We start from the raw sequence: 16,726 nt of genomic DNA, 5'->3' as shown, positions 1-16,726 counted from the left end.
GCCGCTGCACACATTGCGCGACATGCTTTAGCGAGAAGAGGCATCGACGAGGCTTTTCATCATGGCCTGCAGGATGATCACCGCAGACGCTGCTCCCGGATCCATGTGACCGAGCGAGCGTTCGCCAAGCCGGGCTGCTCTTCCTCTCGCCGCGACCATCGAACGTGTTGCACTGGCGCCGGCCGCCGCTGCATCCGTAAGATCGGTCCACATGGTGAGAGCATCCGCGCCGCCCGATTGTGCTTTCATAGCCGCCTCGGTTGCCGGAAACCATGCATCCAGCATGGTCTTGTCGCCACGCTGTCCTTTTCCGCGTTCCTGTATGCCGGCTGTCATTGCTTCAATCACGGCAACCTGGTTTGCCAGCGACAGCGACTGATCGGCTTCCATAATTTTCGCTGCCTTTAGAAAAGCGCTTGCATAAAGAGGACCGGTTGATGCGCCCACTGCGTTCAGGAATGCCGAAGCGGCGCACGTAAACACGGAAGAAGCCGTCGCAATGTCGAGGTCCATGCCCGATAATTCGGTTTTCACGGCATTGAACCCGAGCGACATCGTGATTCCATGGTCCGCATCGCCGATCGCGCCGTCCAGAGCCGTCAGGCGATCCTTCTCCGCATCAATTGCGACGGAGATATCGCTGAACATTCGACTTAGAACACGCGCCGCATCTACCGTCATGACATCCTCCCTGGACCAGATGTATTTCACCCGATCCCCTGATCAATTGATTTTAAGCGTGGCACCATCGCAGGGATGGTTCAGAAGCGTGGTCAATTCGTCATCGAGATGCAATATCGAGATCGATGCACCCGCCATGTCGAGCGAAGTACAATAATGTCCCACCCAGTTCGCATCGATGGTGATGCCCTTCGCGCCTAGTCGCTGCTCCACTCTCCTGAATAGAATATAGAGTTCCATGAGCGGCGTGGCTCCGAAGGAGTTGACGAGGACCGCGACGCGATCGCCCGTGACCGGTTTCATTTCGGAAAAGATGCGATCGATGACCCTGTCCGTGATGGCATCCGCTGTCATCATCTTCTCGCGAACGACGCCGGGTTCACCATGAATACCCATGCCAAACTCGATCTCGTCCGGACCGATGGCGAAATTCTGCAGTCGGGTCTGCGGCATCGAGCATGGTTCGAGAGCAACCCCGACAGTGTAGGTGCGTGCATTGGCCTTGCGGGTCAGAGTCTCGCATTTGGCGAGCGGGAATCCGAGATCGCAGGCAGCACCGGCAATCTTGAAGACGAAAAGGTTGCCGGCGACACCGCGCCTACCCTCGCGATCCTCCAGCGATGATGAGGCGATGTCATCGGTTGTGAGCACCGTTCGGACCGGAATGCCCTTGGCTTCCGCCATTTCGGCCGCCATCTCGAAGTTCATGACGTCGCCTGCATAGTTCCCATAGACGAAAAGCACGCCTTCTCCGCCGGAGACCGCTTCCGTGCATCGCAGAATAGGGCCCGGCGGTGGCGACGAGAAAATATTCCCGATGGCGACTGCATCGGCCAGGCCCTTTCCGACGTAACCGTAGAACCCGGGTTCGTGGCCGGCGCCACCACCGATCACGAGGCCGACTTTGCCCGGTCTTGGTCCGTTGCGAGCAACCAGGGCGCGACGAGATTTATCGATCGGATGGAGATGATGCGCGTGCGCCTTGACGATCCCGTCAAGCATTTCATCGACGACGTTGTCCGGAATGTTGAGGAACTTCTTGACATGGGTCCGGTGGATGGCCGGCGGGGTGACCGATTGATCGTCGGCTTTCGCACGATGCACGCTTCTCCGATCAACTTCGGGCGCCCCATCGGCATTGAGAATGCCGCGCGCGGTCGCTGCATCGGTAATCAGCACATTGGCATATCCACCGCGAAGCGCTGCAAGGATTGCCGGGACCTTGTCGAAACCGCCCGCGACCGCGATACGCAGCTTGATGTTCTTGAGCATATCCAGGGAAATGCCGATGGTCCGGTCATCGAGAGGTCCGGAAATGGGGCGGCCGTGGCCATCGATGAAACGGCCGGCGACAACCCCGACGGCGTTTCTGGCGAGATAGTCCTGCAGGGAAACGGACTCGAAAAATCCGCTTGTATGGATGGTTGAGTTGGGACGGAGCGACGAGATGCCGAAGAGCGCCTTGTTTGCCCGTGACAGGATCTCGAACTGACTTTCGATCAACGGTTCGCGCAGAAGCATGTCGCGGATATCGGCCGACGATACGATGGCCGGTGCCGAAATGTTGATCAACTTGCCTGTGACGGCATCGGCGATCGAGGATGCGCAGAGCTCTGGTGTATAGACGAAACTTGCCCGCGTGCCGCCGGTCGCCTGAACCACTGTCACATCCTGCAGGCCTGCAGCGATCGTGCGCTCCCCGACGGCAAGTACCGTACGGCCCCAAGCGACCGCGATCGTATCTCCCGATTTGAGAAGACGCTGGAGTGCCTGTGCGCCAGCGCCGCCCAGGCGTTCAATCAGCGGACGGGCGTTGTCGTCGCTTGGGACGACAAGGCAGTCCACCAGATTGAAGTGACGTTTGAGCTCCTGCGCAACGGTCAACGAGGCCAGTCGCGCCGGTTCTATGGAAATATTGACGATGCCTCTTTCCCGGGCTTCCGCAAGGTAGCTGTTGACCGTGGCGCGCGAGATGCCCATGGCATCGGCGATGTCGCCTTGCGTCATGCCGTCTTCATAATACAGCCAGCAAGCCCAGACATAAGGATCGTCACCGTAACGCAACGGCATTGCGTCAAACGTTTCGGACAGGTTGTTCTTGCCTGCTGCGTTCTTTCGTTGCTGTGATGGTTTCACCGTCATCTAAACGCGCCGTCGCCCCACTGTCTGATCGCGAGGATGGAAGCAATATCAGCACTTTGCAAGAGCCGCCACCCATCTCGGCAGTGCGGCGGGCGATCGGCCCGTGAGGAATCCGATCGCCCGGCCTTGGGAGCAACTGAGGATCTTTCCAAATCCTTCAATATCAGATCAGTGCAGCCTGTCTTTCGTCGCGAGAGACAGCTCTTTCAGAATGATCGCGCACGACGTTGCGCCGGCATCGAGAACACCGAGCGAGCGATCGCCGAGACGCGCCGAACGGCCGATTTTTGCGACCAGATTGAGCGTCGAATCCCGACCCGTTTCTGCGGCCTCGACAAGTTTGTCGAGCGCTTCGCCGAAGGATGCGCCCGATGCGATCGTACCGTCGAATGCCTCGATCGCGGGCACCAGAGCATCGAGAAGGGTCTTGTCGCCGACTTTTGCGGAGCCGATGGACTGGATGCCTTCGAGGCCGGCATGCAGCATGGCGCTGAACGTGTCCGGGCCGATGTCGTCCTGCCCTTCCAGTTTCTCGCCAAATTCAGTGAACATGACGCCGTAGAGCGGCCCCATGGAGCCACCGATTTCGTTCATGAGGACGGAGCCAAGAAGGTCGAAAGATTTTCCCAGGGTCATATCCTGGCCTTTCAACCGCTCCGCGGCGATACCGAAACCCTTCGCCATGTTGACGCCGTGGTCTCCGTCGCCGATCTTGCCGTCGATCTCGCTCAGGTAAGCGCGATTTTCAACGATGCGGTCGGCGATCTGGAGAACGATCGGCGCGGCCGCGGTATTCTTGAATGTTTGCATGACCGGCTCCTCTCAAAGCTTCACAGTGCAGTCGGTTTCGACTTCGAGAAGCGCTTTCGTTTCTTCGTCGAGCGCGAAAACCGTCAGTGTCGCACCAACCATCTCAAGCGAGGTGAAATAATTGCCGATATACGTCTTGTGAATGATCAGGCCGCGAGCGACGATCTCCGCCTCGATCGTGTCGTGCAGGATATAGAGTTCATTGAGGGGCGTGGCGCCGAGACCCGATACCAGAACGGCAACCTCTGTCCCGGCAGCCAGGTCGTGGTCGTCCAGCACGATCTGACACATGTCCTTGGCAATAGCGTCGGCTGTCTTTAGCGGCTCGACACGCACACCCGGCTCTCCATGATGACCGATACCGACTTCCATCGTGCCGGGCTCAATTTGGAAATTTGGGTGTCCGACCGCGGGCAGGGTGCAGGGGCCGAGGCCGACACCCACCGAGCGGCAATTGTCGATTGCCTTCTGGGCGGCGGCCCTGACCTCTTCGAGGTTACCGCCCAGCGATGCCTTGGCACTGCCGATCTTCCACATGAATATTTCGCCGGCGACACCGCGCCGCTTCTCTCTTTCGTGCGGTGGTGCCGAACATACGTCATCGTTGGCGACAACGGTTGCGACTTCGATGCCGTCCTTGGCAGCGAGCCTGACCGCCATTTTGACGTTCATGTTGTCGCCGGCATAATTGCCGTAAAGGCAGACGACGCCAGCGCCGCCATCGGCCTCATGAATCGCGTCGTGAAAGCTCTTCGCAGTCGGGGAGGAAAACAGTTCACCGACGGCGACCGCATCGAGCATGTTCTTGCCGGTATATCCCATGAAACCGGGCTCGTGACCGGAGCCACCGCCGGTGACGACACCGACCTTGCCGGCGACCGGCGCGTCCTTGGCGACGATGACCCGCGGATTCTTGCCCAGGCGAAGGATATCGGAATGCGCCTTGACGAAACCTTTCACGGTGTCTTCGACGACGAGATCCGGATCGTTGATAAAACGTTGCATAATGTCTCCTTGGAAATCCGAGGCGTCGTCGCTCAGAGAATGGTATAGCCGCCGTCGATGAGCAGATCAGCGCCGTTGATCATGTTCGCGCCAGCCGAAGCCAGAAAAACGGCGGCGGCCGCGACTTCCTCCGGATATGCGAACCGACCGGTCGGAATTCTCTTTTTCGCAGCTTCGCCCTTTTCGCCGGCCCAGGCTTTCTTGCCCAGTTCCGTAAGCACCACGGTCGGCGATATGGTGTTGACGCAGATTCCGTATTTGCCCCATTCGGCGGCAAAGGTTTTGGACATGCCGATAACGCCGAACTTTGAAGCGCAGTAGGCAACATGCTCCTCGATCGCAACCGTGCCGGCCTGGGAGGCCATGTTGACGATCTTGCCACCCTTGCCGGCAGCGATCATCGCGCGCCCGACGGCCTGGGTCACAAGGAAGCTTCCTTTCAGGTTGATATTGATCGTTCTGTCCCAATAATCGAGCGACAGATCTTCAGCCGGGGCCAGATAGACGACACCGGCGCTGTTAACGGCAATATCGATACGGCCGAAGGCAGCGAGAACATCCGCCACTGCCTTGTTGACGGAGTCCACATTGGAAACGTCACATACGAAGGGCTTGGCTCCGTTGCCCAGCGCGTCGGCTTTCAGCTTCGCGACATCGGCATTGATATCGAGAACCGCAACGGTGGCGCCCTTCGAAGCGAAGGCTTCGGCTATGGCTGCGCCGATACCGGAAGCGCCGCCGGTCACAAGTGCGATCTGGCCCGTCAGCGGGAAATTGAGGTCAATCTGGGGAGCTGTGTCTGTCATCTTTTCCACTCTGGGACTGTCGAGATCGGGGGCGGCATCGCCGCCCCCGTCAGCTCGTCTTTACTTACGCGTTTCCAGCAGCTTGTCTGCATTTTCCGTCGTGACCTGCGTCCACGGAACGAGATAGATCTTTTCCTTGCCGTCGGCCCATTTCATTTCCGGATATTGCGTCCAGACTGTCGATACCGGTTCGTAGTCCGGCTTGGCGGCCTTGATCGCGACGTCGAGCGCGCCCTGAGCCTGGGCGATACCGTCCTGAAGAACGGATGCCATCTGGCCTTCCTTGACGGCATTGATCGCGTCCGTCACGCCGTCCACGCCGGCGATGGCGAAGTCGGATACGTTCAGGTTCGCAGCCTTGATGGCTTCGATCGCGCCCAGTGCCATTTCGTCGTTCTGGCCGATGACGCCGTTGATCTGGCCGGGGTGAGCCGTCAGCCAGTTTTCCATCAGCGTCTGTGCTTCCGCACGCGACCAGTTCGCCGTCTGCGTTTCGAGAACCTTGACGTCCGGGCAGGCCTTCAGTGCAATCTGGTTGCCCTCAAGGCGCTGGATCTGGCCGGACTGGCCGATCGGTCCTTCGAGGATGACGAGGTTACCCTTGCAACCCATCTTGTCCAGAACGGCCTTGGCTTCCATTTCGCCGGCCAGAACGTCGTTCGAGCCGACATAGGAGGTGAGCAGGTCGGAGTTGACACGGGCGTTCGAGCCGACGACGGGAATGCCTGCGTCATGGGCTGCCTGGACGGCTGCTGCACCGGCTTCGACGTCCATCGGCACGAAGATGATCGCATCGAACTTCTGCGTGATCATCGTGTTGAACTGTTCCTGCTGAACAAGCGCGTCGTAGCGGCCGTCGAAGACGGTCAGTTCGACATCGCCGTTCTTGACGGCGGGATGTTCCTTCAGCGCGGCCGACCAGAGCTGCATGAATTCGGCATTGAGACCGTAGGTCGTGGCACCGATCTTGAGTTTCTTGTCCTGCGCCATTGCCGCCGGTGCAGCGAGAATCGCAGCGCTTGCAAGCAGGCCAATCAGCAGTTTCTTCATCTCGTTCTCCTCCATTGAGAGTTCCGGCCACCATTATGGTGCGCCGCTTCATTGCGAGCTGCGTCTGCAGCCCGAATTTTAAGGTCACTGACCATGATTTCGTTTTTGATCGAGCATCACGGCGCCGACGATCAGTGCGCCCTTGAGGACCTGCTGGTAGTAGGACTGGATACCAAGCAGATCGAGGCCATTGTTCATCACGCCGATGATCAGCGCGCCGATCAAAGTACCGGTCACGCGCCCGACGCCGCCGGACAGGCTGGTTCCACCGATGACGACGGCTGCGATCGCATCGAGTTCGTAGGCGACACCGGCTTGCGGCAGTGCCGATCCCGTGCGGGCCGACAGCATCATGCCTGCAAGCCCGGAAAGAGAGCCGGATATCGTGTAGACCAGGAAACGGATGCGGGTAACGTTGATGCCGGAGGTCTTTGCCGCATGCGGGTTGCCGCCGACGGCATAGATGTAGCGTCCGAACCGGGTCCGGTTGAGCACCCACCAGGATACGAAGAACACGACGGCGAGGATGATGACGGGCATCGGAATGCCGATGATGTTGCCGGTGCCGATCCAGCGGAAATCGGGTATCAGGCCTGGAACCGGCTTGCCGCCACCGTAGATCAGGGTCATGCCGCGGGCGGCCGACAGCATTCCGAGCGTCGCGACGAAGGCAGGCACCGCGAAACGCGAGACGATGATGCCGACGATCGTGCCGCAGGCGAGACCGACGAGAATGCCGGCGGCAAGAGCGACGGGCGCGGGGTAGGGTGCGCCGAACACGCCGGCTGTCGCAGAGGTCGTTGCGAGGCTGCCGCTGACGATCCCGGCCAGCGCCACGACCGAGCCGACGGAAAGGTCGATGCCGCGTGTCAGGATGACGAATGTCATGCCGATGGCAAGCACGCCGTTGATCGAAGTCTGCAGAAGAATGTTCGATATGTTTCCGGATGTCAGAAAGTATTCGTTCGATAGCGACAGAATGAAGGACAAGAGGAGAAAGGCTAGAAAAATGCCGTATTCCTGGATGAGCAATCTGCGGCGGTCCGAGCTGAACCAGCTGGTGGCTGTCTTGTTATCTGAGAGGGACACTTTTCTTACCTTTTAACGGACCGATCGACTGCGCTGGTTTGCCTGGGACGCGATCTATGTGGACATGTGGACAAGCGTTTCGGCATTGGCCTCAGCGCGCTCGCAGATACCGGTGGAGCGACCGTCACGCATCACGAGAATGCGGTCGGACATTCCGAGAACCTCATCGATTTCGGATGAAATCATGATGACCGTGCCGCCCGCGGCCGCAAAATCGCAGATGATCCGGTAAATTTCGCGTTTCGCGCCGACATCGACGCCCCGTGTCGGCTCGTCGAGCAGGAGGACTTTCGGATCGCGCAGAAACCATTTTCCAAGCACGACCTTTTGTTGGTTGCCGCCTGACAGGCCCGAAACGGGCATCGTGTCCCGGGCTGCCTTGATGCCGAAATGGGAAACCATGCGCGTGCTTGCCGCCTGCTCCTCGCGTCGGCGCATCACGAAATTGGGGCTCATCTCCGGCAGGCTCGCCATGGCGATATTGCCGCGCACGCTGTCATCGAGATTGAGGCCGGTGAGTTTGCGATCCTCGGTCACGAAGGCGATGCCATGTTTCATGGCTTCGGCCGGCTTGGAAACGGTGATCGGCTCACCATGCAACCGCAGCGAAACGGTGTCGGGCTTGTCGAGGCCAAACAGGCAATTGAAGATTTCCGTGCGCCCCGAGCCCATGAGCCCGTAAATCCCGAATATCTCCCCCTTTCTGGCAGAAAAGGAGATGTCTTCGATCTTGCCGGATGCAGTCAGCCCCGAGACTTCAAAGCCGATGTCGTCGGTGGGCACGTTGGTCTTGATGTATTCTTCGCCGAGGTCACGGCCGACGATCATTCGGATCAGGTTCTGCCGGTCGATCTGGGCGAGCTCGCCACTGCCGACATAGCTGCCATCGCGAAACACCGTATAGGCGTCGGCGATCTGGAAGATTTCCGAGAGCCGGTGCGAGACGTAGACGACACCCTTTCCTGCGGCCTTCAGACGAACGATGGTCTTGAAAAGCTGTTGTGCTTCCTTTTCGCCGATCGCGGATGTCGGCTCGTCCATGAAGATGACCTCGGCATCATGGCTGAGCGCCTTGGCAATCTCGACCAGCTGCATCTGCGCCACCGAGAGGTTCATCATGTACTGGTTGGCGCGGATGTCGAATTCGAGCTGATCGAGCAGCAGCTGCGCGTTCTGGTTCATGGTCTTGAAATCGATGCCGCCAAACCGCCCCGACGGCTCGCGACCCAGATAGATGTTCTCGGCGACGGTCATATGGGGAACAGGGCTGAGTTCTTGCTCGATGATGGCGATACCAGATGCCAACGCATCGCCGGGGCTAGAAAAATCAACGTCAAGACCGTTGCGACGAATGGCGCCGGCGTCCCGCTTGTGGATACCCATCAGAATTTTGAGGAAAGTCGACTTTCCGGCGCCATTGCCGCCACACAGTGCATGAACAGAGCCGGCTGTCAGCTGAAAGCGACCGTCCTTGAGCGCCGAGACGCCGCTGAAAGACTTTTTCAAACCCTCGACATCGAGAAGATAATTCATGTGTCGCCCTCCCTGCTGACCAGTGGTCTCTTTTCGAGGTCCGGATGATGCAGCGTCCCAGCTCCGACCAGATATCGTTTCTTACATTATTCAGTTAGATGTCGACACTTGTCAATATGGTTTGATCTGGTAAGGATATCCGAGGATGATTTGGTCGCGAACGTTCGCTTGATACGCATCGATGATCGGGCTTGAAGGAAATGCGCATGAATGAGGGCGATCGCCGTGTGTTAGCCGTTTATGGAGTTTCCATGGTCAGCCGGGCTTGCAAATCCCGGAGCGGGATCGATGGTGTTTTCATCGCGGCCGATCACGGCCGAATGCTTCTCCGAGCCATGTAAGTTGTCAAAACTCCATCGTCTTGTTGCTTACGGCGATGGTCGACGATGCCTACGGCCGATTTTGGCCTTGTCGCAATCCGGGGGAGATCCTCGGGTTTGGAAGCAGATACAGATCAATGGATAGATGAAAATGGCAATGCAGCGTGCACTTGTTCTAGAGCGTCAGCACGAACTGGCACTTCGTGATATCGACCTGCCGGCAAACACCGGGCCGGGCCAGGTGAAAATCAAGATCCATACCGTTGGCGTGTGTGGATCGGACGTTCACTATTACACCCATGGCAAGATCGGCCCCTTTGTCGTCAACGGGCCCATGGTGCTCGGACACGAGGCCGCTGGCACGGTCATCGAGGTGGGGGAGGGTGTCACCCACCTGAAAGTCGGTGATCGCGTATGTATGGAGCCGGGTATTCCCGATCCGAATTCCAAGGCGAGCCGGCTTGGAATGTACAATATCGACCCTGCCGTCGCCTTCTGGGCGACGCCACCTGTCCACGGGGTGCTGACACCCGAAGTCGTTCATCCGGCCAACTACACTTTCAAGCTGCCTGACAATGTCAGCTTTGCTCAGGGCGCGATGGTCGAGCCCTTTGCTGTCGGCATGCAGGCGGCCACCAAGGCAAAGATCGCGCCCGGCGATACGGCTGTCATCCTGGGTGCCGGACCGATCGGGACCATGGTGGCGATCGCCGCTCTCGCCGGAGGTTGCGCACGTGCGATCGTGGCGGACCTTGCCCAGCCGAAACTTGATATCGCCGCCCGGTACCAGGGCGTCATTCCCGTCAACATCAGCGAGACGAACCTCGCCGCCGAAGTCAACCGATTGACCGATGACTGGGGCGCGGACGTGATCTTCGAGTGCTCCGGTTCGCCGAAGGCTTGGGAGACGCTCATGCAGCTCGTTCGCCCAGGTGGGACGATCGTCGCCGTGGGCCTTCCCGTCAATCCGGTCGCCTTCGATGTTTCGACCGCCACCACCAAGGAACTGCGGATCGAGACGGTATTTCGCTACGCCCACCAGTACGAGCGTTCGATCGCGCTGCTTGCCTCGGGTCGAGTGGATCTCAACCCGCTGATCTCGGAAACTTTCACGTTTGAGAATTCGATTGCGGCGTTCGACCGTGCAGTCGAGGCGCGGCCCTCCGATGTCAAGCTGCAGATCGTATTGGACGGGTGACGGATTTTAGAGCATCGTTCCCTTAATACGATTCATTCTGTTGGCTCAAAACGGCCGATCCACAAGAAGGATGGCGCAGAGCGATGCGACATCCATCGGTCCAGCCATCCGCCGCAGTGGGCGACCGTTTTCAGCCAACCCGAAGGGCTGGATGAATTTTGGCCACGACCGGCGGTGGCCGTCTCAACCGCAGCTTTTGCTGCGCTTTTCGCCAGCCGCCTTGCTTCTGGCCAAAATTCCTTCCAGCAGAATGGGGCGTATTAAGGGAACGATGCTCTAAGTACCCGAAAAGAGCTGCGCAAAAATGTCTCCGGTTATCCTGCACGACGTGCGGCGCGACCGAACCGGTTTCTCCGTGGAAAAACCGATGACCATCGCCGGTCGCAACCTTGTCTCAGATGAGAGCGATCGGTGTACGCCGCAGCGGATCTACAGGCTCTTACCACTTTCCCTGTCGAACACGTAGACCAGGTTGTGATCGATGCCGGCGCGAAACGGCGTGCCGTGACGGGCTGGATGATCGCCATCGACGACGGCGGTCATCTGCTGCCCGGCGAATTCGAACAGCACATGCGTCTGCGCTCCCGTCGGTTCCACCAGCAATGTCTGCCCTGTGATGCTGTCGTCGCCGCCGGCCGTCAAGTGCTCGGGGCGCAACCCGATCTTGACGCTCTGGCCCCGGCGCACTTTACGATCGGGTGAGATGGCGATAGCAGCACCCTCTCCCAAGCGCACCACTGGATTGTCGGTCTCTCCATCGACCGTTCCCTCAATCAGGTTCATCGCCGGGGAACCGATAAAGCCGGCGACGAACAGGTTTGCGGGCGTCCTGTAGAGCTCCATCGGCGTGCCGACCTGTTCGATGCGGCCCGCATTGAGGACCACGATACGGTCGGCCAGCGTCATTGCCTCGATCTGGTCATGCGTCACATAGATGGAGGTTGTGCCGACCTTTTGGTGGAGCGACTTGATCTCGGTGCGCATCTGTACCCGCAGCTTCGCGTCGAGGTTTGAAAGGGGTTCGTCGAACAGGAAGACGGCAGGATCGCGCACGATGGCGCGACCCATGGCGACGCGCTGCCGCTGCCCGCCCGAAAGCTGGCTCGGCTTGCGGTCGAGCAGCTGCTCGAGCGCCAACATGCGGGCAGCTTCGCCGACGCGGCTGGCGATCTCGGACTTCGCGACGCCGGCAAGCTTCAGGTTGAAGCCCATGTTCTCGCCCACCGTCATGTGCGGGTAGAGCGCGTAGGACTGGAAGACCATCGCGATGTTACGCTCGCGGGGCGTCATAGCGTTGACCACCGTGCCGCCGATCGTCACCTGACCATCGGTTATGTCCTCCAGCCCGGCGATCATCCGCAAAAGCGTCGACTTGCCGCAGCCGGAGGGGCCGACCAGCGCGATGAATTCGCCATCTTCGACGGTGAGCGACACGTCGTGCACCACTTGCAGCGCGCCGTAGCTCTTGCGGATGTGACGAAGACCGACCGATGCCATGATGGTTGCTCCTTGGAGATCAGGACTTGACGGCGCCGGCCGTCAAACCTGCAATGATATGTTTCTGGGCGAGAAAAAACACGACAATCGTCGGCAGGATGGTCAGCGTGATAAAGGCCAGCACCAGCTGCCAATCGGTGCCAAACTCGCCGCGATAGACCATGATGCCGAGCGGCCAGGGATACTTGCTTTCGGTGTTCAGCATGATCAGCGGCAGGATGTAGCTGTTCCAGCTGCTGACGAAGGTGACGATGCCGACGGTCGCCACGATCGGTCGCGAAAGCGGCAGCGAGATATACCAGAAGAAACGGATATAGCCGCAGCCGTCGACGAAGGCCGCCTGGAACAGCTCTTCCGGAAGGTTGCGGAAATAGTTGCGAAACAGCAGGATGCTCATGCCCAGCCCGAAGGCGACCTGCGGCAGGATCACCCCCCAGTGGCTGTCCAGCAGGCCCAGGTCGCGGATACGGATGAACAGCGGCAGGATGGCGGTCGCTGCCGGAAACATCAGTCCGATGAGGAAATAATTGAGCAGCTGGTTGGCGCCGAAGAAGCGGATATGGGCAAAGCAGAAGGCCGCCATCGACGACACGACCAGTGTCAGGAACACTGTGGCGGCGGCGATGATCAGCGAGTTCATCATCTGATGCCAGTAGCGTTCGCCCAGCAGGATATCGACGTAGTTCGACCACACCCATTCGCTGGGCAGCCCGAATGGATTGAGCCGCAAGTCGCCCAGCGTCTTGAAGCCACCGAGCGCCGTGGTCACCAGCGGCACCAGCACAACCGCCGCCACCAGCGACAGCGAAAGATAGAGATAGATGCGCGTGCCGGCCGAGGCGCGGACGGAAGAGGATGTTTCAGTCATGGCGCATGAAAATCCGTTTGTAGCCGAAGGCAATCGTCACGCAGATGACGAACAGTATCACGCCGACGGCGCTGCCGAGCCCGACCTGCATGCGGGTGACGCCGTAGGTGTAAAGGAAGGTGACCATTGTCTGCGTCGAGTTGGAAGGCCCTCCACCGGTCAGCGGCATGATCAGGTCGAACAGTTGCAGCGAGCCGATGATGGCGAAGAACACCGACAGCCGCACCGTCGAGCCGAGCAGCGGCAGGGTCACGTAGCGAAACCGCTGCCAGCCGGTCGCGCCATCGATCTCGGCGGCTTCCATGATGCTCTTGTCGAGCGATTGCAGCCCGGCGATGAACAGCATCATGTGGAAGCCGAAATATTTCCAGATGATGACCGCGAGCACCGCATAGATGGCCAGGTCCCTGTCCGCCAACACGTAGGGTGTCGCGACGCCGAAGAAGCCGGCGATCGCGGCAAACAGCCCGTAGTCGCCGTCATAGACGAAGCGCCAGATGAGGCCGGCCGCGACGTCGGCCAGCACGTAGGGGAGGAAAAACACCAGGCGGAAGGCCACCACCCCGGCCATCTTGCGGCTGAGCATCACCGCCAGCCAGATCGCCAGGGGAATCTGCAACAGAAGCGACACGACGATGATCAGGCCGTTGTTGACCAGCGCCCGCGAGAAGGCGGCGTTGTTGAACAGCACCTCGAAATTGCGGACCCCGACGAATTCGGTGGGCGTGCCATAGCCGTTCCAGCGGTAGAGGCTGTACCAGGCAGCTTCGCCCATCGGCAGGATGACGAACAACGTGAACAGAAGGATGGCAGGCGGCAGGAAGATGATCAGCGCCGGCAAACGGCCGCGCGCGGTCGGGCTCTTGTAGCGGATTTTCCTCACGGCATCCATGCTGGATGCGTCACCAACGCTGGCAGTCATATGGCTCATCCCATGGTTCATCGTCGACGCGCAACCGGCAGCGGCCGGTCGGCCGGTGGCGGATTGCCACCGGCCCTTGGGCTTACTCGAGTTCGATGGCGTCCTGGATCGCCTGCGCACCTTCCTCGGGTGACATTTGGCCGGACAGGATGTCCACGGAGATGTCGTTGACGACGCGTCCGACCGACGGGCCGAGATCCTGGTCGAAGAAGTTCTGGTGCCAGGTGGATGCGGCAAGCTGGTCCGCCGCTTCACGCATCAGCCGATCTTTCAGGCCTTCCTCGGCGTTTGCCGCGGCAGGAATAATCATGCCTTTGGCCGCCAGCTCCCGCTCGGTTTCCTGGCTGGTCAGGAAACGCAGAAAATCCAGTGCTGCCGGAGAGGCGCCTTTGGTCACCCCCCAGCCGTTCAGGCCGCCGAGGGTATCGGTCACCTTGCCGGCGCCGCCTTCGACGATGGGAAACGCGAAACGGCCGATCTGATCGGAGGCGAGGCCTTTGCCGTCGCCCGCGTTCTTGCGCTGGTTCGGTTCGGTGTTTTCGAAGCCGAGCAGCATGGCTGCCTTGCCATCACCGAACGTGCCGAGCGTCTGCGACCAGTTTGCTCCGAGATAGCCGTTCTGAAACGGCTCCAGCTTACCGAGTTCGGCCAGTTCCTCGCCAGCCTTGATCACCGCCGGGTCCATGAAGCCTTCGCCCTGCTTGTTCTTGGCCGCTTCGAACACCTGCTGGCCGCCATTGCGCATCACCAGGTAGCTCCAGTAGAAGTGCAGCGGCCACTTGTCGCCGCCGCCGCCGGCGATCGGCGTGATGTCGGCCGCCTTCAGCGTTTTTACGGCGCCGAGGAAGTCGTTCCAGGTCTTGATATCGTCGGCCTTGACGCCGGCCTTGGCAAAAAGATCCTTGTTGTAGAAGAAGCTGACCGTGCCCATGCGGTAAGGAACGGCGTGGATCTTGCCATCGAAGGTCAGGCCTGCGACCGCAGCCGGCTTGTAGGTCTTCGCCCAGGCGCCGTTGTCGGCATTCATCGCCGCGGTCAGATCCATCAGTGCGCCCGTCTGTGCCTGCTGACGCAGCACGCCGCCGCCCCAGCTGTAGAAGAAATCAGGCGCCGCATCGGATTGGAGCAGCGTCGGCAGCTTCGCCTTGAACGCCTCGTTTTCGAGAAACTGCAGCTGGATATCGACATCCGGGTGCTGTGTCTCATAGTCCTTGGCTATGCCTTCCCAGGCCTCGATGTAAGCCGGAACCGTTTCCACATGCATCCACTTGACGACGGTCTGAGCCGCCGCCGTCTGGACCCCGAGAAGTGAAGTCAGCGCCGTGGCAGCGGCAAGCGCAGTGAGCCGGACGCCCCACAGGGACGTCGTCTTGTCATGATCGGTCATTTGTTCCTCCTCCAAAGGGAACAATCCTCAATTTTTCCCTTATGCGGATTAATTCAAACGACATTCTCCGCGTTGTCAACCGTAATTGTTGATTTTCTCGGCACATCCGCTTGACAATGGGGTCGGTATCGCCGTTATTTAATTCGCTGCCCGGCTTAAATCAGGGCTTCAACCTGCCCGACAGATTGCGAACATACGGCCCTCCATGAAGACTGCAGACCCAGAATTGATGCGCGCAATCAACCGCTTTACCGTGCTCGACAAGATCCGTCGACGCGGGCCGATATCGCGCGTCGAGATCAGCGAGCGCTCCCAGCTGTCAACCACCACGGTCTCCGCCATCACCGGGTCACTGCTCGACGATGGACTGATCCTCACCCGCCACGAGGGCGATATACGCAATACCGCGGCCCGCGGGCGGCCGCGCGTCATGCTGGAGCTGAACCCGGACGCTGCCCGCGTCGTCGGCGCCAAGATCGCCACCAACCGCATCGTCTTCGCGCTCACGAACTTCTGCGGCGAGGTGCTCTCCAAGCTCACCATTCCCGTGCGCGTCGATCGCCTGCCGATCGGCGTGATCAGCGATCTGGTAGAGGATGGCGTGCGCCGCTGCGTTGTCGATGCCGGCCTGTCGCTGAGCGATATCGACACCGTCTGCCTGGGGCTTCCCGGCGTCGTCGAGCATCGGACCGGAAGGGTTCGCTCCAGCCCCGTCTTCCGGGAGACCGACGTCAATTTCGCCGAAGAGATGACCAGCCGGCTCAATCTCCCGACCATCGTGGAAAGCGACGCGCATGCCATCGCGCTGGCGCATCACTGGTTCGGCCATGCCCGCGACCTGGACGATTTCGTCGTCGTTTCGCTGGAGCAGACGCTGGGGCTCGGGCTTCTTCACAACGGCCAGCTGTTTCGCGGCGCCGGCGGCCTCAGCCACAATCTCGGCGACCTGGTGCTTGGAAACGTCTCGGACCAGACGGTCCGCCTGTCGGAGATCGCCGGCGAGACGGCGATCTTCGGCGAGCAGCAGCTGGTCGGCCATTTCGCCGAAGCCGTCCGCGTCGGGCGGGGCATGGCGCATGCGCAAACGCTGATCTCCGCCGACGACAACCCGCTGTCGGCCACCGCCATGCGGGCCGGTGAGGCAGTCGGCCTGGCGGTCGCCAACATCGTCACCCTGTTCGGGCCGCCGCGCGTCATCATCGTCGGATCGACGCTGTTGCTGGGTGCCGTCTTCATCGACAGCCTGCGACAATCCTATGCCCGCGCCATTCCCCGCTCGATCCGCGAGGTCGCCGAACTGGTGTTCGATCCATCGCCGGACGAGGCCTGGGCGCAAGGGGCGGCGGTTGTGGCGCTGCGCGAACTCTATGAATCGCCCTGGGGAACCACGGGCCCGGCCTCGAGCCTCTAGCGGCGCG

The 16,726-nt window shown here is 60.2% G+C and carries 14 protein-coding genes; 2 read left to right on the top strand and 12 right to left on the bottom strand.

Annotation, left to right across the window (positions count from 1 at the left end; translation table 11 throughout):
- Window positions 1-27: 27 nt before the first annotated feature.
- The 8 genes from dhaL (ACST81_RS01720) to ACST81_RS01685 all read right to left on the bottom strand — a co-directional run bounded on the left by dhaL (ACST81_RS01720) (window position 28) and on the right by ACST81_RS01685 (window position 9,116).
- Window positions 28-681: a dihydroxyacetone kinase subunit DhaL gene (gene dhaL / locus ACST81_RS01720; protein WP_438751085.1), complete on the bottom strand. Its 654-nt coding sequence runs from the start codon at window positions 679-681 to the stop codon at window positions 28-30.
- 42 nt (window positions 682-723) lie between these two features.
- The gene (locus ACST81_RS01715) at window positions 724-2,823 is read right to left on the bottom strand and encodes a bifunctional sugar-binding transcriptional regulator/dihydroxyacetone kinase subunit DhaK (RefSeq protein ID WP_438751084.1); all 2,100 of its coding nucleotides are present in this window, start codon (window positions 2,821-2,823) and stop codon (window positions 724-726) included.
- A 168-nt stretch (window positions 2,824-2,991) separates the two neighbouring features.
- Entirely contained in the window at window positions 2,992-3,633 is a 642-nt protein-coding gene (gene dhaL / locus ACST81_RS01710; RefSeq protein WP_438751083.1) for a dihydroxyacetone kinase subunit DhaL, read from the bottom strand.
- Window positions 3,634-3,645: 12 nt separating this feature from the next.
- Window positions 3,646-4,638, bottom strand: a complete 993-nt coding sequence (locus tag ACST81_RS01705) for a dihydroxyacetone kinase subunit DhaK (RefSeq protein ID WP_438751082.1) — start codon at window positions 4,636-4,638, stop codon at window positions 3,646-3,648.
- Window positions 4,639-4,670: 32 nt separating this feature from the next.
- Window positions 4,671-5,444: an SDR family oxidoreductase gene (locus ACST81_RS01700; RefSeq protein ID WP_438751081.1), complete on the bottom strand. Its 774-nt coding sequence runs from the start codon at window positions 5,442-5,444 to the stop codon at window positions 4,671-4,673.
- Between the two features lie 60 nt (window positions 5,445-5,504).
- Window positions 5,505-6,494: a substrate-binding domain-containing protein gene (locus tag ACST81_RS01695; RefSeq protein WP_438751079.1), complete on the bottom strand. Its 990-nt coding sequence runs from the start codon at window positions 6,492-6,494 to the stop codon at window positions 5,505-5,507.
- A gap of 84 nt (window positions 6,495-6,578) precedes the next feature.
- Window positions 6,579-7,583, bottom strand: a complete 1,005-nt coding sequence (locus ACST81_RS01690) for an ABC transporter permease (RefSeq protein ID WP_438751078.1) — start codon at window positions 7,581-7,583, stop codon at window positions 6,579-6,581.
- 54 nt (window positions 7,584-7,637) lie between these two features.
- Window positions 7,638-9,116 carry a sugar ABC transporter ATP-binding protein gene (locus ACST81_RS01685; protein WP_438751077.1) on the bottom strand — a complete coding sequence of 493 codons (1,479 nt, stop codon included), beginning with the start codon at window positions 9,114-9,116 and terminating at the stop codon, window positions 7,638-7,640.
- Window positions 9,117-9,587: 471 nt separating this feature from the next.
- On the opposite strand from ACST81_RS01685, the gene ACST81_RS01680 reads away from it, so the two are divergent.
- The gene (locus ACST81_RS01680) at window positions 9,588-10,634 is read left to right on the top strand and encodes an NAD(P)-dependent alcohol dehydrogenase (protein ID WP_438751076.1); all 1,047 of its coding nucleotides are present in this window, start codon (window positions 9,588-9,590) and stop codon (window positions 10,632-10,634) included.
- Window positions 10,635-11,063: 429 nt separating this feature from the next.
- On the opposite strand, the gene ACST81_RS01675 is transcribed toward ACST81_RS01680, so the two are convergent.
- From ACST81_RS01675 to ACST81_RS01660, 4 genes are all read right to left on the bottom strand, one after another.
- Entirely contained in the window at window positions 11,064-12,131 is a 1,068-nt protein-coding gene (locus ACST81_RS01675) for an ABC transporter ATP-binding protein (protein ID WP_438751075.1), read from the bottom strand.
- A gap of 19 nt (window positions 12,132-12,150) precedes the next feature.
- Window positions 12,151-12,999 carry a carbohydrate ABC transporter permease gene (locus ACST81_RS01670; protein WP_438751073.1) on the bottom strand — a complete coding sequence of 283 codons (849 nt, stop codon included), beginning with the start codon at window positions 12,997-12,999 and terminating at the stop codon, window positions 12,151-12,153.
- Window positions 12,992-13,891, bottom strand: coding sequence for a carbohydrate ABC transporter permease (locus ACST81_RS01665; RefSeq protein ID WP_438753322.1), 900 nt, complete (start codon window positions 13,889-13,891; stop codon window positions 12,992-12,994). The genes ACST81_RS01670 and ACST81_RS01665 overlap by 8 nt, the downstream gene beginning before the upstream one ends.
- Window positions 13,892-14,003: 112 nt before the next feature.
- On the bottom strand, window positions 14,004-15,308 hold the full coding sequence (locus tag ACST81_RS01660; protein WP_438751072.1) for an ABC transporter substrate-binding protein: 1,305 nt from the start codon (window positions 15,306-15,308) through the stop codon (window positions 14,004-14,006).
- Between the two features lie 205 nt (window positions 15,309-15,513).
- Between ACST81_RS01660 and ACST81_RS01655 the strand changes: the two genes are divergently transcribed.
- Window positions 15,514-16,719 carry an ROK family protein gene (locus tag ACST81_RS01655; RefSeq protein ID WP_438751071.1) on the top strand — a complete coding sequence of 402 codons (1,206 nt, stop codon included), beginning with the start codon at window positions 15,514-15,516 and terminating at the stop codon, window positions 16,717-16,719.
- Window positions 16,720-16,726 lie beyond the last annotated feature (7 nt).

Origin of the sequence: Pararhizobium sp. O133 (assembly GCF_051669845.1) — a bacterium.
In the GTDB taxonomy this organism is placed as follows: domain Bacteria; phylum Pseudomonadota; class Alphaproteobacteria; order Rhizobiales; family Rhizobiaceae; genus Pararhizobium.
Note: the sequence above shows the minus strand (reverse complement) of the source record. Positions and strands in the feature narration are given on the sequence as shown.